This window comes from Arthrobacter pullicola (assembly GCF_014836875.1).
Lineage (GTDB): Bacteria > Actinomycetota > Actinomycetes > Actinomycetales > Micrococcaceae > Arthrobacter_B > Arthrobacter_B pullicola.
Genome location: NZ_JACSQC010000004.1, coordinates 213977 through 233393, shown reverse-complemented (window position 1 = coordinate 233393; position 19417 = coordinate 213977). Strand labels below are relative to the sequence as shown.

Annotated in this window: 20 protein-coding genes; 9 read left to right on the top strand and 11 right to left on the bottom strand. The window is 65.0% G+C overall.

What is annotated here, in order from left to right; genetic code table 11:
* Positions 1-12: 12 nt before the first annotated feature.
* Positions 13-1740: a sodium:solute symporter family protein gene (locus H9638_RS09960; protein ID WP_191747027.1), complete on the bottom strand. Its 1728-nt coding sequence runs from the start codon at positions 1738-1740 to the stop codon at positions 13-15.
* 451 nt (positions 1741-2191) lie between these two features.
* A complete protein-coding gene (locus tag H9638_RS09955; RefSeq protein WP_191747026.1) occupies positions 2192-3040 on the bottom strand; it encodes a PHP domain-containing protein in 849 nt (282 codons plus the stop codon).
* A gap of 101 nt (positions 3041-3141) precedes the next feature.
* Here H9638_RS09955 and H9638_RS09950 point away from each other — a divergent pair, with 101 nt between their 5' ends.
* Entirely contained in the window at positions 3142-4734 is a 1593-nt protein-coding gene (locus tag H9638_RS09950; protein ID WP_404799657.1) for an aminopeptidase P family protein, read from the top strand.
* Between the two features lie 126 nt (positions 4735-4860).
* Here the strand turns inward: H9638_RS09950 and H9638_RS09945 are convergent, their stop codons facing one another.
* On the bottom strand, positions 4861-5802 hold the full coding sequence (locus tag H9638_RS09945) for a general stress protein (protein WP_191747025.1): 942 nt from the start codon (positions 5800-5802) through the stop codon (positions 4861-4863).
* 120 nt (positions 5803-5922) lie between these two features.
* On the opposite strand from H9638_RS09945, the gene H9638_RS09940 reads away from it, so the two are divergent.
* From H9638_RS09940 to H9638_RS09930, 3 genes are read left to right on the top strand one after another with little or no spacing between them, the layout of a single operon-like run.
* Positions 5923-7209 (top strand): magnesium transporter, encoded by a 1287-nt coding sequence (locus H9638_RS09940; RefSeq protein WP_191747024.1) that lies wholly within the window; start codon positions 5923-5925, stop codon positions 7207-7209.
* Entirely contained in the window at positions 7202-7795 is a 594-nt protein-coding gene (locus H9638_RS09935; RefSeq protein WP_191747023.1) for a DUF1003 domain-containing protein, read from the top strand. Before H9638_RS09940 ends, H9638_RS09935 begins: the two co-directional genes overlap by 8 nt.
* A 9-nt stretch (positions 7796-7804) precedes the next feature.
* Positions 7805-8953, top strand: a complete 1149-nt coding sequence (locus H9638_RS09930) for an Mrp/NBP35 family ATP-binding protein (RefSeq protein WP_318241843.1) — start codon at positions 7805-7807, stop codon at positions 8951-8953.
* A 47-nt stretch (positions 8954-9000) separates the two neighbouring features.
* Here the strand turns inward: H9638_RS09930 and H9638_RS09925 are convergent, their stop codons facing one another.
* The 3 genes from H9638_RS09925 to sigE are packed head-to-tail and all read right to left on the bottom strand — an operon-like array spanning position 9001 to position 11032.
* Positions 9001-9441, bottom strand: a complete 441-nt coding sequence (locus H9638_RS09925; RefSeq protein WP_191747022.1) for a Sec-independent protein translocase family protein — start codon at positions 9439-9441, stop codon at positions 9001-9003.
* A gap of 50 nt (positions 9442-9491) precedes the next feature.
* Entirely contained in the window at positions 9492-10415 is a 924-nt protein-coding gene (locus tag H9638_RS09920; protein ID WP_191747021.1) for a zf-HC2 domain-containing protein, read from the bottom strand.
* Positions 10416-10420: 5 nt separating this feature from the next.
* Positions 10421-11032, bottom strand: coding sequence for an RNA polymerase sigma factor SigE (gene sigE / locus H9638_RS09915; protein ID WP_191747020.1), 612 nt, complete (start codon positions 11030-11032; stop codon positions 10421-10423).
* 356 nt (positions 11033-11388) lie between these two features.
* On the opposite strand from sigE, the gene H9638_RS09910 reads away from it, so the two are divergent.
* Positions 11389-12036: an O-methyltransferase gene (locus tag H9638_RS09910; protein ID WP_191747019.1), complete on the top strand. Its 648-nt coding sequence runs from the start codon at positions 11389-11391 to the stop codon at positions 12034-12036.
* A gap of 15 nt (positions 12037-12051) precedes the next feature.
* Here H9638_RS09910 and H9638_RS09905 read toward each other — a convergent pair whose 3' ends face one another.
* The 5 genes from H9638_RS09905 to H9638_RS09885 form a co-directional block, all read right to left on the bottom strand.
* A complete protein-coding gene (locus H9638_RS09905) occupies positions 12052-13641 on the bottom strand; it encodes a leucyl aminopeptidase family protein (protein WP_191747018.1) in 1590 nt (529 codons plus the stop codon).
* 72 nt (positions 13642-13713) lie between these two features.
* Positions 13714-13881, bottom strand: a complete 168-nt coding sequence (locus tag H9638_RS09900) for a DUF3117 domain-containing protein (RefSeq protein WP_083521353.1) — start codon at positions 13879-13881, stop codon at positions 13714-13716.
* A 186-nt stretch (positions 13882-14067) separates the two neighbouring features.
* Positions 14068-14643, bottom strand: coding sequence for a DNA-3-methyladenine glycosylase I (locus tag H9638_RS09895; RefSeq protein ID WP_191747017.1), 576 nt, complete (start codon positions 14641-14643; stop codon positions 14068-14070).
* Positions 14640-15071 (bottom strand): DivIVA domain-containing protein, encoded by a 432-nt coding sequence (locus H9638_RS09890; protein WP_225217255.1) that lies wholly within the window; start codon positions 15069-15071, stop codon positions 14640-14642. Before H9638_RS09890 ends, H9638_RS09895 begins: the two co-directional genes overlap by 4 nt.
* Complete coding sequence (locus tag H9638_RS09885) at positions 15072-15842, bottom strand: LOG family protein (protein ID WP_191747016.1); 771 nt, start codon at positions 15840-15842, stop codon at positions 15072-15074.
* Positions 15843-16008: 166 nt separating this feature from the next.
* Between H9638_RS09885 and H9638_RS09880 the strand changes: the two genes are divergently transcribed.
* The 4 genes from H9638_RS09880 to H9638_RS09865 all read left to right on the top strand — a co-directional run bounded on the left by H9638_RS09880 (position 16009) and on the right by H9638_RS09865 (position 19364).
* Positions 16009-16791, top strand: a complete 783-nt coding sequence (locus tag H9638_RS09880; protein WP_191747015.1) for an amino acid ABC transporter ATP-binding protein — start codon at positions 16009-16011, stop codon at positions 16789-16791.
* Positions 16792-16880: 89 nt separating this feature from the next.
* Positions 16881-17720 carry a glutamate ABC transporter substrate-binding protein gene (locus tag H9638_RS09875; protein WP_191747014.1) on the top strand — a complete coding sequence of 280 codons (840 nt, stop codon included), beginning with the start codon at positions 16881-16883 and terminating at the stop codon, positions 17718-17720.
* A gap of 100 nt (positions 17721-17820) precedes the next feature.
* Positions 17821-18495 (top strand): amino acid ABC transporter permease, encoded by a 675-nt coding sequence (locus tag H9638_RS09870; protein ID WP_191747013.1) that lies wholly within the window; start codon positions 17821-17823, stop codon positions 18493-18495.
* Positions 18492-19364: an amino acid ABC transporter permease gene (locus tag H9638_RS09865; RefSeq protein ID WP_191747012.1), complete on the top strand. Its 873-nt coding sequence runs from the start codon at positions 18492-18494 to the stop codon at positions 19362-19364. Before H9638_RS09870 ends, H9638_RS09865 begins: the two co-directional genes overlap by 4 nt.
* The last annotated feature ends 53 nt before the right edge of the window (positions 19365-19417 follow it).

Sequence of the window (19417 nt, the reverse complement as noted above, 5' to 3'; positions counted from 1 at the left end):
TCGGTTGGCCGGTCAGGACCGGGCTGCGGCAGCGGCTTCTGCCGGCTGCATGGAGCGCTGGTCATAGTCACCGATCCGCTGCTGAATCAGCGCGAAATCGAACTCTTCCTTATTGCGGAAGGACATGAGGTAACAGAGCACCGTGCTGACCGCGTAGGCCACCAGGGATCCGGTCAGGACCTCGTAGTCATGCAGGAAACCCATAACGAACGGAGCGGAAAGAACCGCGCCGGCCACCCCAACGCCCAGCGCCGGCCGGAGGCCGAAGAAGCCGAAGGCCATCAGGCCCAGGACCACTCCGATCCCCACCACGGAAATGGCGTCGAAGACGTAGCCGGTGGCTCCGTCCATGGAGATCCAGCCGAACCGGACCGGAATGAATACTGCCAGCGCTGCCAGGACCGAAACGGTGAAGGCCTTGTTGGTGACCTTCTTCCAGTAGAAGCTGGCCAGCACCGGGAACACCAGGGCTCCCCAGAGCGCCCCCACGAACACCAGCAGGTCCAGGATATTCATTCGTCCGCTGGCAAAGTAGAGCCCGGCGGCGGTGGCCACCACCATGGAGATCCTGCCAATCAGCAGCATGGTCTTGGGATTGGCTTTGCCCTTCCGGGCGACGTTCTGGCCGTAGACATCAGCCATCATGATGGCCGAGAGTGCAGATAGGTCCGAGTCAGCGGTGGAGGACAGCGACCCCAGGATCATGATGAAGAAAACGCCCAGGAGGATCGGCCCCAGATAGGTGGAGGCCATCTGCGGGATGAGGTTGTTCAGGTCACCTTCGGCAGGATTGATGCCCAGGTACAGGGCCATCACACCCAGCATGCCGATCCCGATGACCGTGGCGCCGTATCCGATGGTGGCCGTGACGAATGTCTTTTTGATGAGGTCTTCCCGGACCGCGAACAGCCGCTGGGCAATGGTCTGGTTCCCGATCGCATAAGCCAGGACGGCGGCAATATAGGGCGCACCCTGATTCAGGAAGGCCTCGGAAGAGAAAAAGTTTGACTGTTCCGCCGTGAGGTTGGCCGCACCGGATTCAAACATGCCCGGTCCCCCGGCAGCAATGAACACCACGGGAATAATGATGACCACAGCTCCGAGCATCGCGACGACCTGGGTGAAATCGGTCAGAACGGAGGCTCTAAAACCTGACCACAGCGTATAAAGGAGCACCCCGGCAGCCACAGCGACTATGCCCTGCTGGAAATTGAACGGGGACAGCAGCGCAACCAATGCACCACCGGCAATGAAGTTCGAGGTCAGTGAGATAACGCTGCCCACTACGTTGGAACCAGCGAGCATCAGCTGGCTGGACTTCCCGTGCCTGGCCCGCATCACCTCCGCCAAGGTGTGCGCCTTGGGCGCCACTTTCCGGATACGCCGCCCGAACGGATAAATGAACAGGATCATCAGGGCGCCCCACAGACCATAGTGAATGGGGCCGGAGATGCCGTAGGTGTATCCGGAGGTTGCCGAGGCGTACATGGAGGACGCCCAGATCCAGGTGGCTGTCATGCTGGCAGCCGACACGCCGAAACCAATTTTGTTTCCAGCGGTCATATAACCATCAGCATTTTCATTTTTTTTACCAATGAACGCCGACATTAAGAATGTCCCGCCATAAAACAGGACAAACAGCGCAACTACTGTCCACGCCCCCAGTTGATAAAACTCCACTCCGTCGTCAACCACATTTTCCTCTCCTCCACGGCCAGTCAGGCGCCGCGGGTCATCCATGCGAAAAGGCCACGAACCGCATTCCGGCGGGCCCTACGAAAGATGGCAGGCACAGTGCGCGGAAAAGTATTTCTCCGCAGATAAACCCATAAGGTGCCGCCTGCTCATCGGGGAAGCGGCACTCCAGGCGCCGCCCAAACAGCGGTGAGTTCACTCAAACCGCGACCGGCAGCCGTTCGCTGCCGCGAGGAGCCCCTGTGGCTTCAGGGCACAGGTCTCCGTTCCGCGAATGCCACCCCATGGCGTCCGCGGACTTTCTACAACCTAACATATTTCAATTCACAGATATGAATAATGAAATGTCACAGTTCTGTTTCGAAGTGTGCAGATGCGCTTTCCCGGAAGGATCCAGTGCATTTTTTGGCAGAATCACAGGAATGCGCTAGGTGGGCACTGCGGAGTCCTGGGCGCCGGACGGAACCCGGGCAGGACGCGCGCCGCACGCAGCCTCCTAGGGCGTCACCAGGCCGGTTCCCGTGGCGAGCTCGGCGATCTCCTCCAAAGCGGCAGGGTCGGTGGTGTGCTCCCCCAGGCGGTTGGGTTTGCCGGTGCCGTGATAGTCGCTGGACCCCGTGACCAGCAGGGAATGCCTGTGTGCCAGACGCCGCAGGTACTCCCGTCCCGGCTCCGGGTTGTCCCGGTGGTCGATTTCGAGTCCGGCCAGGCCGGCGTCGATCATCTCGAGGTACGTCTTTTCCCCCACCACCCTGCCCCGTGAAGATGCCTCGGGATGGGCAAACACCGGCACCCCGCCGGCCGCGCGGATCAGTTCCACGGCCAGCGCCGGTTCCGGCGCATAGTGCGCCACGAAGTAGCGCGAGCGGGCCGTCAGGATGCCCGCAAAAGCGGCGGACCGGGTGGGAACCACACCGGCGGCGACCAGCGCGTCGGCGATGTGCGGCCGGCCAATGGTTGCCCCGGGGGCCACCTGCTCCTGGACGTCCTGCCAGCTGATCGGATAATCCTCCGCCAGCCGTTCCACCATGCGCTCGGCCCGGGTTATCCGCGCTGATCTTGATTTCGCGATCTCCGCCCGGAGGCCGGGGTGGGCCGGATCGTGCAGATAGGAGAGCAGATGGACGCTGATGCCGTCTGCCGTCCGGCAGGAAACCTCCATGCCCGGAATGAACACCAGCCCCAGTCCGCGTGCAGCTTCCGCCGCTTCTGCCCAGCCGGCCGTGGAGTCGTGGTCCGTCAGCGCAACGGCGTCCAGGCCGGCCGCACTGGCTGCCGCCATAACAGCGCCGGGTGGTTCCGTGCCGTCTGAAACGTTGGAGTGGGTGTGCAGATCGATTCTCACCCCACCAATCTACGCGTCCACCCGCACCGGGTCCTGCAGGACCGTCCCGGCTTTCCGCAGGAGTGTTTGGCCCAGTTCTGAGGCGGTGAGAGCATAGACAGGTGAGTACTGAAGCCAATTTCCCAAACCCCGCCGACGCCGGCCTCGACGAGCTGTCCGAGGGACAGCCCCTTGATGACCGGGTGAACAACCGCTCTCAGCGCCCCACATCACAGGCGTTCAAGGACTTCATGTCCTCCGGCTGGGCCGCGGAATCGGACGAGCTGCCCGCACAGTCTGAGGTAGCCCCCTATGCTGCAGCCCGGCGCAGGGAACTCTCCGAGCGGTTCAAGGGCCTGCGTCTGGTGATCCCGGCCGGCCCGCTGAAGGTCCGCTCCAATGACACCGATTACCGTTTCCGGCCCCATTCCGGCTTTGCCCATCTCACCGGACTGGGCCTGGACCATGAGCCCGACGCAGTGCTGGTCCTGGAGCCGGTGGAAGAAGGAACGGGCGACGACGGCGGCCACCACACTGCCACCCTGTACTTCCGTCCGCTGGCCGGCACGGACAGCGAGGAGTTCTACTCCAACGCCCGCTACGGTGCGTTCTGGATCGGTTCCCGCCTGAACCTGGAACAGGTCAGTGCGCTGGTTGGGCTTCGTACCCGCGACCTCTCCGAAGCTGAAACCGCGATCACCGCCAATGTGGGGGACCCGCAGTTCGGCGGCGTGCAGGTCCGCCTGCTTCGCAAGGTCGACGAAATGATCGATGCGCTGGTCGACACGGTCCGCTATAACACTGCCCAGGATCCGGACAACGTCGATCTCTCCGCTTTGGATGCCCTGGACGACGAAGTCAGCGAGGCGCTCTCCGAACTGCGCCTGATCAAGGACGACTGGGAAATCACCCAGATGCGCGAGGCCGTGGCCGCTACCGTCAACGGTTTCACCGACGTCGTCAAGGCGCTTCCGCGTGCCATCTCCCACCCGCGGGGTGAACGCGTCGTGGAAGGTGCGTTCTTTGCCCGGGCACGTGAAGAAGGCAACGAGCTCGGCTATGACACCATTGCTGCCGCCGGCAACAACGCCACCGTGCTGCACTGGATCCGCAACAACGGTGCTGTGCAGGCCGGGGACCTGCTGCTGCTGGACGCCGGCGTCGAGGCAGAAAGCCTCTACACTGCCGACGTCACCCGCACCCTCCCGGTGAACGGGACGTTCACCGAGGTCCAGCGCCGGGTTTACCAGGCTGTCCTGGATGCTGCGGACGCAGGTTTCGCCGCCGCCAAACCCGGCAACAAGTTCCGCGATGTCCATGCTGCCGCAGTGCGGGTCCTCGCCGAACGCCTTCAGGACTGGGGCCTGCTCCCGGTACCGCTGGAGGAAGCACTGTCCGAGGAAGGCCAGCAGCACCGCCGCTGGATGCCGCACGGCACCAGCCACCACCTCGGCCTGGATGTCCACGACTGTGCCCAGGCCCGCCGCGAGCTGTACCTGGACGGCGTGATCGAAGAAGGCATGGTCTTCACGATCGAACCCGGCCTGTACTTCAAGAAGGAAGACCTCACGGTTCCCGAGGAATACCGGGGAATTGGCGTGCGGATTGAGGACGACGTCCTGATCACTGCGGACGGACCGGTGAACCTCAGCGACGCGCTGCCCCGCAACCCGGACGACGTCGAAGCCTGGATGGCCGGTATCCACGCTTCGTAGCCGCCCGGGGGCATTCAGCCCGCGCATAAAAATACCCGCCCGGGTCATCCGGGCGGGTATTTTTGTGGGCTGCGGTTTTACCGATCTGGTCCTTAGCGGCTGCGCCGGCCCCGGAACCTGCTGGGGTCAGCGGTTCTCGTCCTTCTGCTCCGGGGTTGTTCCATTCTGCGCGGCATCGGGTTCAGGTGCGGCAGCGTCTGGTGCCGGAGAACCGGCACCGCTGTGTTCCTGGGCGGCCGGGACAGCATCCGGGAGCCGGACACCATACCGGGGCCGGCCGTCGGGCAGGTCGGGGAACTGGCCCCGGGGCGGAGCCTGCCCTGCAGCTGCCTGCTGCTCTGCGGGCTGTCCCTGAGGTGCAGCAGCGTGCGCCCCGGCTCCGCTGGACGCTGCTTCGCCGGGGTTGCCGGGGTTGCCGGCGCCACGGGCACCGTACGGGTCCGCCCACGTGGACGGGCGCTGAGGCGCCTGGCTCTGGGGCGGCCCCTGCGGCCCCTGGGGGCCTTGGTATGGCGGCTGGCCCTGCGGCGGCTGGTAAGGAGGCTGGCCCTGCGCTGGCGCCGGATGCCCGCTCTGTCCCACCATGGGCAGCTGCTGCAGCAGCCTCCGGGCCTCGTTGGCAGCTTCCGGTGCCACCACGACGTCGTAGCTGGTGGCTATGACCTGGCTGGTGGAGGTGAAGTCCCGCCGGCCGCGCTGGAAGGCGTACGCCAGTACGCCGAACAGCAGCCAGAAAACGGCACCAAGCGCCATGGACGGGATCAGCGAAATATAGGAGTCTCCCCCGCCGAACAGCATCAGGGCGAGACCAACGAAGAGGCCGAACCAGGCACCGGTCGCGGCGCTGGACAACGCCACCCGCGGATAGGACAGCCTTCCGGTCACCCGCTCCACTGATTTCAGCTCGTTGCCGACAATGGAGACAAGCTGGACGGGGAACTTCGAATCGGCCAGGTAGTCCACCGCCTTCTGGGCATCCAGGTACGCGGTGTAGCGGCCCACGAGTTCGCCGCGGGGCAGGTTGCGTCCCGGGTCACGCTGCGTTGATCCACCAAATAGGTTCGACATTCCCCCATTCTTTCGCAACTGGACCCGTTGTGGGTGAATGTATCGCTCGCAGTGAACGCCGAGCCCGGTTGGCAGCGCCGTAATACGCCGATCCCGCCGCCGCCAAGTAGCCTAAGAAGGGTGAGCACAAATCCCACCCGAGTCTTCATTGCACGGCTGCTCGGCCTGGATGTCTTCGATCCGCTCGGGGACCGTCTGGGCCGCCTCCGCGACGCCGTCGTGCTGGACCGCGGCGCCGGCCGGCCGCCCCAGGCCGTGGGAATCGTCGTCGAGGTCCCTGGCAAAAAACGGGTCTTCGTGCCGATCACGCGGATCACCTCCATGGATCCGAGCCAGATCATCTGCACCGGGCTGGTCAACCTGCGCCGCTTCCAGCAGCGCGGCGCGGAAATGCTGGTGGTCGCCGAGCTTTTCGACAGCAAGGTGATCCTCGCGGACAACGGCGGTGAGGCCACCGTCGAGGATATTGCCATTGAGCAGAACCGTGCCGGGGACTGGCATGTCTCCAGCCTCTTCGTCCGGCGCGGCGGGCAGACCTCACGGCTGCGCGGACTGCGCCGGCGCGGCGAGCTCCTGATCGTGGACTGGGCCGAGATTTATCACTGGGACATTTCCGGCCCGCAGGCCGCCACGCAGTTCGTTGCCCAGCATGATGATTTGAAGGCCGCCGACTTCGCCGAGGCACTTCATGAGATGAGCGGCAAGCGCCGCATCGAGGTGGCCAGCGAACTCCAGGATGAGCGCCTTGCCGACGTCCTCCAGGAACTGCCCGACGACGATCAGGTCCAGATCCTGCAGTCCCTCGACCTGGAGCGTGCCGCGGACGTGCTGGAGGAAATGGATCCGGACGACGCCGCCGACCTGCTCAACGAGCTGCCGGAGGAGCAGAAGGAAGAACTCCTGCAGCTGATGGAGCCCGAAGACGCCCGCGACGTGCGGCGCCTGATGCAGTACGAAGAGGATACTGCCGGTTCGGTGATGACGCCGGTGCCCGTGATCCTCCCGCCGGAGGCCACCGTGGCCGAAGCCCTGGCCCACGTCCGCAAGGAGGAGCTCACCCCGGCCCTCGCCTCCTCTATTTACGTCTGCCGCCCCCCGCTGGAGACTCCCACGGGACGCTACCTCGGCGTCGTGCACATCCAGAAACTGCTGCGGGCCGCTCCGCCCGAGGCCCTGGGAAACATCCTGGACACTGACCTTGAACCGGTCCGTGACTACGCGGATATCAGCGAGATCTCCCGGATGCTCGCGACCTACAACCTGAACTCATTGCCGGTAGTGAACGACGGCGGCCGGCTCGTGGGAGCCGTAACGGTGGACGACGTGCTGGACCACCTCCTCCCGGATGACTGGCGTGCCTCCGACGACACCGGCCCCATTACGTGGCAGGGAAGGAAGAATGGCTGAGAAAAACCGCCCCCGTACCGACGGACTGGACACCCCGCGCACCGCCCGCACCCGGTGGCTGCCGCGGCTGTCCCCGAACCCCGATGCCTTTGGCCACGCCACGGAGAATTTTGCCCGGTTCATGGGCACCCCGCAGTTCCTGCTGTACATGACCGTCTTCTGCCTGGTCTGGCTGGGCTGGAACACCTGGGGACCCCAGGCGCTCCGCTTTGACAGTGTGGCGCTGGGCTTCACGCTGCTGACCCTGATGCTCTCGCTCCAAGCCTCCTATGCCGCTCCCCTGCTCCTGCTGGCGCAGAACCGGCAGGACGACCGGGACCGCGTCTCCATGCGCCAGGACCGCGAACGCGCTGAACGCAACCTGATGGACACGGAGTACCTCACCCGGGAAATCGCCGAGCTGCGGATCGCCCTGCGCGAAGTCGCCACCCGTGACTATGTCCGCTCAGAGATCCGGAGCCTGCTCGAAGAGCTCCTGGAGGCCAACGACGGCCGGGACGATGCCGGCCGCCGGGGCCAGCGCCGCCGCAGTCCGGACGCAACCGCGTCGCTGCCCAGGATCACCCCCGGCATGGGAGAGGACTAAGAATTGCCGGTGAACGACCTTGCCAGGACCCTGGAGCAGCAGGCCCGGACCGCGCTTGACCGGGTGATCGACCCGGAGCTCCGGCGTCCCATTACCGAACTCGGCATGCTTCGCAGCGTGGAAGTCGACGACGCCGGAGCCGCCCGCGTTTCCGTGCTCCTGACTATCGCGGGCTGCCCGCTGCGCGGAACCATCACCGGCGACGTGGAGCGCGAGCTCGCCGCCGTTCCAGGCATCACGTCGGTGGACGTTGAGCTGGACGTAATGAGCCCGGAACAGCGCGAAGAGCTCAAGACGATGCTCCGCGGGCCTGGCGGAGCCCGCGGGATTCCGTTCAGCCGGCCGGATTCCCTGACCCGTGTCTACGCCGTGGCCAGCGGCAAGGGCGGCGTGGGCAAATCCACGGTGACGGTAAACCTCGCTGCGGCAATGGCAGCCTCCGGTCTGCGGGTGGGTGTGGTCGACGCCGATGTCCACGGGTTCTCGGTCCCGGGCCTGCTCGGCATCACCGCACCCCCGACCCGGGTGGATGAGATGATCCTGCCGCCCGTGGCCCATGGCATCAAGACGATTTCCATTGGTATGTTCCTCGATGGAAACCAGCCGGTGGCCTGGCGCGGGCCGATGCTGCACCGGGCGCTGGAGCAGTTCCTCACCGATGTGTACTTCGGGGACCTCGACGTGCTGCTGCTGGACCTGCCACCGGGCACGGGCGACATCGCCATTTCCGTGGGCCAGCTGCTGCCGTCGGCTGAAATCCTGGTGGTCACGACGCCGCAGGCTGCTGCGGCGGATGTTGCCGAGCGGGCGGGAACTGTTGCGGCCCAGACCGGTCAAAAGGTCGCCGGTGTCATTGAGAACATGTCCTGGCTGAGCCTGCCGAACGGGGAGCGCATGGAACTCTTCGGCTCCGGCGGAGGCAACCTGGTCGCCACCCGGCTGGGCAGTGCACTCGGCTATCCGGTTCCGCTGCTCGGCAGCATTCCCCTGGATGTCCGCCTGCGTGAAGGCGGGGATGCCGGACTGCCTGTCGTGCTGACGGAATCCGCGGCGCAGGACGGCTCAGCCGGTGCGGAGCTTCGGCGCATCGCCCAAACCCTGGCCCGCCGTCCGCGGGGACTTTCCGGGAAGAGCCTCGGGGTTACCCCGCGCGGCTGAACCGCGCGGGAGGCCTTAGGCAGGCGCCTCCCGGTTCACGGACGTGTCTAGGTCGCCTCTACGTCGAAAGGCGCGGTTTCCCCGGCTGCGAGGCGCTCGATGCGCTGGACGGGCGGCGGGGGTGTTTGTACTGCGGCAGCCGGAGCGGCAGCAGCGGCCGAGGGTCCAGCGGGGGATGTGCGGACGGGGTGCCCGGAGGTCCCCTGCCTCGGAGCCGGGCGGACTGCCTCTTCGACGTCGTCCAGCAGCGCTTCCTTGATGATCCGGCGCGGGTCGTACTGGCGTGGATCCAGCTTGCGCCAGTCCACCTCATCAATTTCCGGGCCGACTTCTTCGCGCAGCTGCTCCCGTGCTCCGGTGGCCATCCTTCGAAGTTCGCGGACCAGGCGTGCAAGCTGGGAAGCGTATTCGGGCAGCCGTTCGGGGCCGAGAACGGCCACGGCAAGGATTGCCAGGACGATCAGCTCATAGCCATTAATTCCGAACACTTCTGAAGGTTACCTTTTCCTGCTCGGTTCCAGCGACTTACACGGTGGACTCAAAGTGAATGTCCGGCACCGGCCAGCAGGGAGAACCCGCGCATCACCTTGTCCATAGGCCCGGAATCCCGGTCCTTGGCAGGAACAAGCAGCCGGGCGGACTCAGTCAGCGACAATTCACTGACTGCACCGGCAACCATTTCCTTCGGCGCAGATGACGCCAGGGTGTAAGTAACATTTCCGATGGAGAGCACCGCCTGGCCGGGTTTCGCGGGGTCCTGCCAGATCTGGGGCGATGTAGCGGGGTTACCGGTCTGCAGGGTGAAACCCACTTCCGTTACCGGCCGTTCGCTGACCGCGTGCAGGACGCCGGAGTTCGTTTCATTCTCACCCGGACGCTGCTCATACAGCGTAATCTTCTCGCCGTTGCGGGCGAGCACCAGGGCGACCGCGGGCTGGCCGGCCACGTGCGTGGCGCTGGCTTCTTCAAGGGTGAAGCCGAGTTCGGAGAGTTCCGGGCAGGACCAGCCGGCTTCGCGCAGTTTCTGCAGCTGTTCCCTGGACAGTTCCCCTGAGGAACCCGCCGTTATCTGGTTCCAACCGGCCAGCAGGTGCGCCTGCTGCGGAGCTGAGAGGGGTTCATCGGCCAAAGTGCCCAGAACGTAGGCACCGGCGAGGACAAAACCGGAGACAAGGGTCAGGATACTGCCGACGGCGACGGCGTACCGGGCGCGGGTCCGCGGCCTTTTCGCCTCCGCTGCTGCCGCCGGCATTGAGGCTCCGCCGGCCACAATGCGCTGGGCCAGGTCCTCCCCCGGCAGCGGGATGCTCATGGACCGCAGCCGGATGCGCAGGCGCCGTTCCTCTTCAACGAGGGAACGGCAGGGGGCACAGCGTTCCAGGTGGGCCTGGACAGCTGCCCGTTTGCGCTGCGGCAGTTCCGCGTCCAGGAACTCACGGATATGGCGTCGGGGATGGCGCATATTCTCTATCCGGCTCCAACCACGCGGGGGATTTTGAGGCTGACTGCAGGAGTCCGGCGCTGGGTTGGATCCCGGTGGGCGAGCTTCTCCTTCAGCATGGTGCGCCCGCGGTGTATCCGGGAACGGACGGTGCCAAGTTTGACGCCCAAGGCGCGGGCAACCTCGTCGTAGGACAGTCCTTCAAGGTCACAGAGCACAACGGCTGCCCGGAAATCCGGGGGAAGTTCTTCCAGCGCCTGCTGGATATCAACGTCGAGGTTGTTGAATTCGAAGCTTCGCTCCGGCCCCGGGCCTGGGCTGGGGAGCCGGCTTTCAGCTTCCTCACTCATGCCATCGAACCGGATCCGGCTCCTGCGCCGGGCCTGGTCCAGGAAGAGGTTGGTGGTGATCCGGTGAAGCCAGCCGTCCAGGGTGCCCGGCTGGAAATTGGCCAGCGAGCGGAAAACGCGGACAAACACTTCCTGGGTCAGATCCTCAGCGTCGTGTTTATTGCCGGTAAGGCGGTATGCCAGGCGGTAGACCTTCGCGGAGTGCGCCTGCACCACTTCTTCCCAGGTCGGACGCACCCAGTCGGCGCCTGCGGCTGCGTCCGCTGAAACGTCAAGTGTCCCGGTCATGGTCTTCCTCCCTTCAAAGCTCAAGTCAGCTGCCGTATTACCGCAAGAGGTACAGGCAGGCCCTGATCGCCGGCTTCAGCATCAATATTCGCGCATGATTCTGGGAGTTCGCTGTTAGCATGCCGTGGTTCGGCACACAAGTGGCCGCGGGTTCGGGCTTGATTCCCCATGACAAGATCCGCGGCACGGCCGCGCCAGGCCGGTTTGCAGCACCGCTGGCCTTAAGCTGGTAAGGCAGCCCGGCGCCGGTCCAGCCCAGCGGCTGCCATCCCTGCTGCATTCCGGATTGATTCCTGCTTCTTTTCCTGTCTATTCCTGATTTCCCCTGCCGCCCCGACCGAAAGTGACGTACACCGATGAGCGCCGACAAGCAGACCAACTGGTCCTACACGGAGGCCCTGCCCTTCGAGGATGAAGTGCTGCTTCGCGCACGCGAGCGTTCCCACGAACTTGGTGTACATCCCGTCAGCACCGGGGTCGGTGCAGCGCTGACAGTCCTGGCTGCGTCCGCGAAGGCCCAGACTGTAGTGGAGGTTGGGACAGGCGCCGGAGTTTCGGGAGTCTGCCTGCTGCGCGGGCTGGGTCCCCACTCCGTCCTGACCACCATTGATTCCGACGTCGACCATCTGCGGGCTGCCCGGCTGGCCTATTCAGAGGCCGGCATTCCGGGAAACCGCACCCGGACCATCTCCGGACGCGCCGCCGAAGTGCTGCCGCGGCTCACCGACAACGCCTACGACCTGGTCTTCATCGACGCGGACAAACCAGCTTTTCCCGTGTACACGGAGCAGGCCGTCCGCCTGCTGAAGCCCGGAGGCCTGCTGATCGTCAATGGAGCCCTCGATAACGGCCGGGTGGCGGATCCGGCGGCCCGGGAACCGCTGACCAACACGATGCGGCAGGTCGGAAAAGCCATTCGGGAAAACGACGCGCTGGTTTCCGCGCTGCTGCCCACCGGGGACGGCCTCCTGCTGGCCGTCAAGGTCCAGCCGGCGCGTCACTAGCCCTCCTGCGGTTTCCTAGGAGGCGTCCAATCCCGCCAGGGTGCGGGCGGCGCGGGCGCGAAGGAAGGCAATGAGCAGCCTGGCCCCGAAACCAGTGGCACCCTTGGCGTACTCGTGGCTGTCGCCCGCTGCTTCCATGGGCCCGGCAATATCCAGGTGAATCCACGGCGTGCTGTCAACGAACTTCTCCAGGAACAGTGCCCCGAGGATAGCCCCTGCCCCGGCCTTGGCACCCACAGGTGCCACATGCGCCAGGTCAGCTGTATCGGAGTCGAGCAGGTAGTCGTAATCCGGCACCAGCGGCAGTTGCCAGAGCGGCTCGCCGGAACTGCTGGCCGCTGCCTCAAAGGCGGAGAGCAGACCTGGATCGTTGCCGAAGAGTGCGGCGTGGCGCTTGCCCAGGCCCAGCGCGGCAGCGCCGGTCAGGGTGGCAACATCGATCAGGGCATCCGGCTTCAGCTTTCCGGCTGCGTACGCGAGGGCATCGGCGAGCACCATCCGCCCTTCGGCGTCGGTGTTGCCGATTTCCACCGTTGTGCCGTTCCAGGCCGTGACAATATCGCCTGGCCGATAAGAGGCCGCCCCGATCGCGTTCTCCGCCAGGGCCAGCAGCGCGGTCACCTTGAACGGCAGCTTAAGCTCAGCCGCGGCCTGCACAGCGGCCAGAACGACGGCGGAGCCAGCCATGTCCATTTTCATGGCGGGCATGGATTCGCGTGGTTTGAGCGAGATGCCGCCGGAATCGAAGGTTATGCCCTTCCCGACCAGAACCACGCTTCCGGCTCCCGCGGCTGCGGGCCGGTACGTCACCCGAACCAGCCGGGGACCGTTGGCGGACCCCGATCCCACGGCGCTGAGTCCGCCGAAACCTTCAGCGGCCAGCCGCTTAGGGTCCCATTCCTCGAACTCGAGTCCGGCGGCTTGGGCCACCGAGCGGCTCTGCGCTGCCATCCACGCCGGAGTGGCGGTGTCCGGGGGTGTGTTTGTCAGGTCCCGGGCAAGCCAGGCGGCACGGGCACTGATTTCAGCCAGCGCCAGGGCCTGGGGGTTCAACCCGGTAACCTCCATCTGGGCCGCCATTGGCTTGGCGGCGTCGGAGAGCCCGGTCTTCGGCGCACGGTAGCCGCCCAGGAAGAAACCTTCAAGGAATGCCTGCTGAGCCTGCGGCGTCAGTCCGTCCACCACACTGGTGCGTATTTTCTGCGCTCCGAACGTCGCGCGGGCCAAAGCAGCGCCCGCACGCCGCAGACTCTGGTGGGACTCATCGCCGACCCCCAGATAGATCAGTTTCCCGGGCAGCCCTGCGGACCCGCGCGGCGGTTCAACCACCAGGTGCTCCCCGGCCCGCCCGCTGACTCCTGCAGCATCCGCGCGCGCAGCGACATCCACGCCGTAGCGCACAGCAGCTTCAACAGCCCCGCTGCGCGGCTCGGGAACCGGCTTCGCGTCCGCAGGAGTGCCTTCCTGGGCAGATTCCGCAGCGGGTCCCGGGGCAATTCCCACAGCCAGCACGTCCACGCCCTCGCCGGACAGAGGCTCGAAGCCGGTTTCCGCGCCGGGTTCACCCGGCTGCGGGTACGGCGGCAGCGGCAAAACCGCCGTCATGGACATCCTGCGGGGAGCCTGCACGGAACCCGCAGGCTTGGAAACTTGCCTGGAAGGACGCATGCACCCAGCCTAGCCGGTGACGCCGAGGAGGCATTCCTTGAGCTTGCCGGCTTCCTCTGCGTTCAGTTCCACGACAAGGCGTCCGCCGCCGTCGATCGGCACCCGCAAGATCAGGCTGCGCCCTTCCTTGGTGACCTCCATGGGTCCATCACCCGTACGCGGTTTCATCGCAGCCATCTTGAAGTTCCCCTTTCAACAGTGCACAGCGGGGTTAGTCCCCGAGTAGTCACCTGTACTGCTGCCGATCGGTGCCGTTGCTTAGGGCACCGAGCTGCATTTTGGATCATTATTCCGCACAAGTGCTAAGCAGGCGAAATTTCGGTGTGTCTGACGCCACAACCGGGCAGCGTGCGGGACGCTCCGCTAGCAGCTTTTCCGGATGCTGCAGGCTTCCAGATGGTCGTTGACGTATCCGGTGGCCTGCAGCATGGCGTACGCCGTGACAGGGCCAACGAAGCGGAAGCCCCTGGCCCGAAGTCCGCGGGACAGGCTGACGGATTCGGGGGTGGAAGCCGGAACATCCGCCGTCGTCCGGGGTGCCGGTCCGGGCTGCGGGCGGTGTTTGCCCAGCAGGATCTCCAGGGACTCTCCTGCCGGGAGTGCCAGCAGTGCGCGCGCGTTGGAAATCGTGGCCTGGATCTTGGCGCGGTTGCGCACAATGCCGGGGTTCGCCATGAGTTCCGCGGTCTCGGTTTCGCCGAACCGGGCCACGGTGGCGGGGTCAAATCCGCAGAACGCTTCGCGGAACGCCTCCCGCTTACGCAGAATGGTGATCCAGCTCAGGCCCGCTTGGAAACCCTCCAGGCTGAGGCGCTCAAACAGGGCAGCTTCGCCGGCCACGGGCCGGCCCCATTCCTCGTCGTGATAGGTGAGATAGTCCGGGCTGCCAAGTGCCCAGGGGCAGCGCAGCAGCCCGTCCGGGCCCGGCTGTGCCGTCATTCGGACTGTTCCTGCCGGGCTCCCCCACGCGTTCCGGGTGCCGGAGCGCTGCCCAGGCCCCGCAGCTCGGCCAGAGCGGCGTCACGTTCCAGCAGGGCTGCAGCCAGGCGCTCCAGAACATCGTCCACCTCGTCCATCCGGTAGCCCCGCAGCGCCACGGAAAAGCGCAGGTCCGCGATGTCGGCGGCAACGGGCCGTTCCGGCAGAAGCACCGGAGGCAGCCGGGGATCAGGTTCGGCAAGTCCGGCAGCGGCCGGGAAACGACGTTCCCCTTCCGGATTCTCCTGCTCCGGGCCAGGCGCGCGCCGCCACCTGCCCGGACCGATCCGGCCGGCCACCAGGAGGGAGACTGCGCCGACGACGGCGATGGCAAGGAAGGCGAGCAGGATCATCACCGACCCATCGTCCCAGATTGTGCCGGCGGGCAATTAGAGGGAGACATGCCCGGCGCTGTCGGCCACAACCAGGCGGACAGCCTCCGCGGGGTCATCGACCAGATGGAGCAGGTTCAGGTCCTTCTCCGAGATCATGCCTTCGGCCAGCAGGCTGCCGCGCACCCAGTCCAGCAGCGGCGCCCAGAAATCCGTACCAATCAGCACGATGGGGAAGGACGTCACCTTCTGGGTCTGGACCAGCGTCATCGCTTCAAACAGTTCATCCAGTGTGCCGAAGCCGCCGGGAAGGACAATGAAGCCCTGCGCGTACTTGACGAACATGGTCTTGCGGACAAAGAAATAGCGGAAGTTTATGCCCAGGTCCACCCAATCATTGAGCCCGGTTTCGAACGGCAGCTCGATACCAAGTCCCACGGAGACGCCACTGGCCTCCACGGCGCCCTTGTTGGCGGCTTCCATGGACCCCGGACCGCCTCCCGTGATCACGGCCAGGCCGGCTTCGGAGAGCAGCCTGCCCACTTGCTCGGCGGTTTTATACCAGCGCGATCCCGGCAGGCTCCGTGCAGACCCGAAGACACTGACCGCTGGCCCCAGCTCGGAAAGCGTTCCGAAGCCCTCCACGAACTCGCTCTGGATGCGCAGGACCCGCCAGGGATCGGTGTGCGTGAAGTGCGTTCCGTCCTGGGTGTCCAGAAGGAACCGGTCCGACTGCGGTACGCGCGCCTGCCCCCGGCGGAGTTCCACGGGGCCGCGGCGCTTCGCCGTTACCGGGTTGGTGAGGTCTTGCTCGTCACTGATTGCCATGCTCCAAGGCTAGCGGCAAGGCGTGTCCCGTCTCTCACCCGTGCCCAAAGCGAGGCGCGAGGACCCGGGTGTTAGCCGGGTTGTTTGTGTTTCTCTTGAGTCACGATTTATGCCCGGCGGAGTGATGGGGCGCACAGCTCCTTGATTTGTTCGCTATCTTCTACGTATGACCAGTGACACAACACCAGGGCAGCCTGTACCTGAAAAAGCCGCAGCACCCCTCGTTTCGCTGAAGAACGTTAACAAGCACTTCGGGGACCTCCACGTGCTGCGGGACATCAACCTTGAGGTGGCCCGCGGCGAAGTGGTTGTGGTGATCGGCCCGTCCGGTTCGGGCAAATCGACCCTCTGCCGGGCGATCAACCGGCTGGAAACCATTGACGACGGCGAGATCACCATTGACGGAAAGGTCCTGCCCGCCGAGGGCAAGGCCCTTGCGAAGCTGCGTGCCGACGTCGGCATGGTGTTCCAGTCGTTCAACCTGTTTGCCCACAAATCGATCCTGGACAATGTGGCGCTGGGCCCGATCAAGGTCAAGAAGGAGAAATCCGCTGAGGCCAAGGAAAAGGCCATGACCCTGCTCAAGCGGGTCGGCGTCGACAACCAGGCCAACAAGCTTCCGGCTCAGCTTTCCGGCGGACAACAGCAGCGTGTGGCCATCGCCCGTGCGCTGGCGATGAAGCCCAAGGTGATGCTGTTCGACGAACCAACCTCGGCACTGGACCCGGAAATGATCAACGAGGTCCTGGACACCATGGTCGAACTGGCCCAGGAGGGGATGACCATGATCGTGGTTACCCACGAAATGGGCTTCGCCCGGAAGGCCGCCGACCGCGTGATCTTTATGGCTGACGGCCAGATCGTCGAACAGGCAACCCCCGAGGAGTTCTTCACCCACCCGAAGAGCGACCGGGCCAAGGACTTCCTCGGCAAGATCCTGGCGCACTAGAGACCCCCACCGCACCGCAAAAGTTTTTCATCCACCCTTTGAGGCAAGGCAGGATCCGTCTGGAACCTGCCGCAATGCAAGGAGAAAAAATGCGCAAGACCCGCTACGCTGCTGCCGCCATGGCTGCAGCAGCTGCCCTGACCCTTTCCGCCTGCGGCGGGGACTCCGGCAGCGAAAGCGCCGATTCCGCTGGTGGGGAGACCATCCGCGTCGGCATCAAGTTCGACCAGCCCGGCCTGGGCTTTGACGAAGGCGGCTCCTACAGCGGCTTCGACGTCGACGTCGCCAAGTACGTCGCCGGCGAGCTCGGTTTCAGCGAAGACCAGATCGAATGGATCGAGACCCCCTCCGCCCAGCGCGAGAACATGCTCGAAAACGACCAGGTCGACATGATCTTCGCGACCTACTCCATCACTGACACCCGCAAGGAAAAGGTCGGCTTCGCTGGCCCGTACTTCGTTGCCGGCCAGGATCTGCTGGTCCGCTCGGACAATGACGACATCAAGGGCCCCGAGGACCTCAACGGCAAGAACCTGTGCTCCGTCACCGGTTCCACCTCCGCCCAGAAGATCAAGGACACCCTGGCGTCCGAGGTGAACCTGATGGAACAGCCGAGCTACGCCGAGTGCGTCACCGCCATGCAGGGCGGCTCGATTGACGCCGTCACCACCGATGACATCATCCTGGCCGGCCTGGCCTCCACCGAAGCAAACAAGGGCCAGTTCAAGGTTGTCGGCAACACCTTCTCTGAAGAGCAGTACGGCGTCGGCATCCAGAAGGGCAGCGACAAGTGTGAAGACATCAACGCCGCTATCCAGAAGATGATCGACGACGGCGCCTGGGAAGAGGCCATCAAGGCGAACACAGAGGGTGCCGATTACACCTTCAATGCTTCACTGAACCCGCCCACGCCGGCTGACTGCGCCTAACCTCACCAACCCCCGCCGGGTTTTCGGCGGCACAGTTCAGGGCAGGGCTGCGGCCCTGCCCTGAACTCCGCACATTATTTTTTTATGGAAGAGGTGACATATGGAAGGTTTCCTCGAGCTCTTCGGCGAATACGACGTCGTCGGGGCCTTCTGGGTCAACATCCAACTGACTTTCTGGGCCGGTATCTGGTCCCTGGTGCTCGGCACCGTGCTGGCCATTATGCGCATCTCCCCCATAGCCAGCCTGCGCTGGTTCGGCACGGCGTATGTGAACATCTTCAGGAACACGCCGCTGACCATCATCATGGTCTTCGGTGCGCTGGCCCTGTGGTCCCAGCTCCAGGTCAGCCTGTCCAGCGACTTCAACCTCAACTTCTTCCGGCTCGCCATCCTTTCCCTGTCGGTTTACCACGCAGCCTTCGTCTGCGAGGCGATCCGCAGCGGAGTGAACACGGTTCCGCTGGGCCAGGCCGAGGCAGCCCGTTCCATCGGCCTCTCCTTCCTGCCCGCCGCGTGGCTGATTATCCTGCCGCAGGCTTTCCGCGGCGCCATTGCCCCGCTGGGCAACGTCCTGATCGCCCTGGCCAAGAACACCACGGTGGCTGCCACGGCATCCGTGGCGGAAGCATCCGGCCTCATGAAAACCATGATCGAGTTCCGGCCGGACCTGATGACACAGATCTTCCTGACCTTCGCGCTGGGCTTCGTCCTCATCGTGATCCCGATCGGCCTGCTGACAACCTGGGCCTCGAAGAAACTGGCGGTGGCCCGATGAGCCAGAGTGTCCTTTTCGACGCGCCGGGCCCGCGCGCCCGGCGCCGGATCATGATCGGCAACATCCTCGGGATCCTTTTGATCCTTGGCCTGATCGCCCTGATCGTGAACGGACTGGCGGAGAAGGGCCAGTTCGACGCGGCCAAGTGGCTTCCGTTCCTCGAGTGGCGCACCTGGGAGTTCTTTATGCTGCCGGGCCTGCTGGCCACCCTGCGGGCAGCCGGCGTCGCGATCGTCACCTCGATCCTCTTCGGCCTGGTCTTCGGGCTGGGCCGCCTGTCCTCGGTCAAGGCCATCAGCTGGACCTCCGGGGTGATCGTGGAGTTCTTCCGCGCCGTACCGGTGCTGCTGATGATGATCTTCTTCTATCAGTTCCTTTCCAAGTCGACGCCGGTGCCCTCGTCCGATGTACCGTTCGTGGCGGTTGTCCTGGCCCTGACCCTCTACAACGGATCGGTCATCGCCGAGCTGGTGCGCTCCGGCGTGTTCGGCCTGCCGAAGGGTCAGCGCGAGGCAGGCCTGGCGATCGGCCTGACCCGAAGCCAGTCACTGCGCGCCATCGAGGTTCCGCAGGCGCTGGTGGCCATGCTCCCGGCACTGCTGAGCCAGTTCGTCGTGATCCTGAAGGACTCCGCCCTGGGTACCTTCATCGGCTACACCGAGCTGCTGGCTTACGCCCGCCGCCTGGCCTCCGGGGAGGGAAATATCCTTCCCGCCCTGCTGGTCACCGCAGCGATCTTCATCGTCCTGAATATGATCCTGACGTTCGCCGCCCAGCGCCTTTCGCGGCGCCTCGGCGCACGGTCCGGCCAGCTCCTGCGGACCGAGGACAATGTGGAACCCGAAGGCGTTCCGGCCCCGGCACGCTAGGCCTGGACGAAATCAGAAAAGCGAAAGGTTCCCTCCCGGTAATCCGGGAGGGA

What these genes read in the sequence shown, in the direction of transcription:
- H9638_RS09960 (WP_191747027.1), bottom strand. Translation starts at nt 1,740, where the DNA reads ATGGATGACCCGCGGCGCCTGACTGGCCGTGGAGGAGAGGAAAATGTG.
- H9638_RS09945 (WP_191747025.1), bottom strand. Translation starts at nt 5,802, where the DNA reads ATGTCGAACCTATTTGGTGGATCAACGCAGCGTGACCCGGGACGCAAC.
- H9638_RS09935 (WP_191747023.1), top strand. Translation starts at nt 7,202, where the DNA reads ATGGCTGAGAAAAACCGCCCCCGTACCGACGGACTGGACACCCCGCGC.
- H9638_RS09920 (WP_191747021.1), bottom strand. Translation starts at nt 10,415, where the DNA reads ATGCGCCATCCCCGACGCCATATCCGTGAGTTCCTGGACGCGGAACTG.
- sigE (WP_191747020.1), bottom strand. Translation starts at nt 11,032, where the DNA reads ATGACCGGGACACTTGACGTTTCAGCGGACGCAGCCGCAGGCGCCGAC.
- H9638_RS09910 (WP_191747019.1), top strand. Translation starts at nt 11,389, where the DNA reads ATGAGCGCCGACAAGCAGACCAACTGGTCCTACACGGAGGCCCTGCCC.
- H9638_RS09905 (WP_191747018.1), bottom strand. Translation starts at nt 13,641, where the DNA reads ATGACGGCGGTTTTGCCGCTGCCGCCGTACCCGCAGCCGGGTGAACCC.
- H9638_RS09900 (WP_083521353.1), bottom strand. Translation starts at nt 13,881, where the DNA reads ATGGCTGCGATGAAACCGCGTACGGGTGATGGACCCATGGAGGTCACC.
- H9638_RS09895 (WP_191747017.1), bottom strand. Translation starts at nt 14,643, where the DNA reads ATGACGGCACAGCCGGGCCCGGACGGGCTGCTGCGCTGCCCCTGGGCA.
- H9638_RS09885 (WP_191747016.1), bottom strand. Translation starts at nt 15,842, where the DNA reads ATGGCAATCAGTGACGAGCAAGACCTCACCAACCCGGTAACGGCGAAG.
- H9638_RS09880 (WP_191747015.1), top strand. Translation starts at nt 16,009, where the DNA reads ATGACCAGTGACACAACACCAGGGCAGCCTGTACCTGAAAAAGCCGCA.
- H9638_RS09875 (WP_191747014.1), top strand. Translation starts at nt 16,881, where the DNA reads ATGCGCAAGACCCGCTACGCTGCTGCCGCCATGGCTGCAGCAGCTGCC.
- H9638_RS09870 (WP_191747013.1), top strand. Translation starts at nt 17,821, where the DNA reads ATGGAAGGTTTCCTCGAGCTCTTCGGCGAATACGACGTCGTCGGGGCC.
- H9638_RS09865 (WP_191747012.1), top strand. Translation starts at nt 18,492, where the DNA reads ATGAGCCAGAGTGTCCTTTTCGACGCGCCGGGCCCGCGCGCCCGGCGC.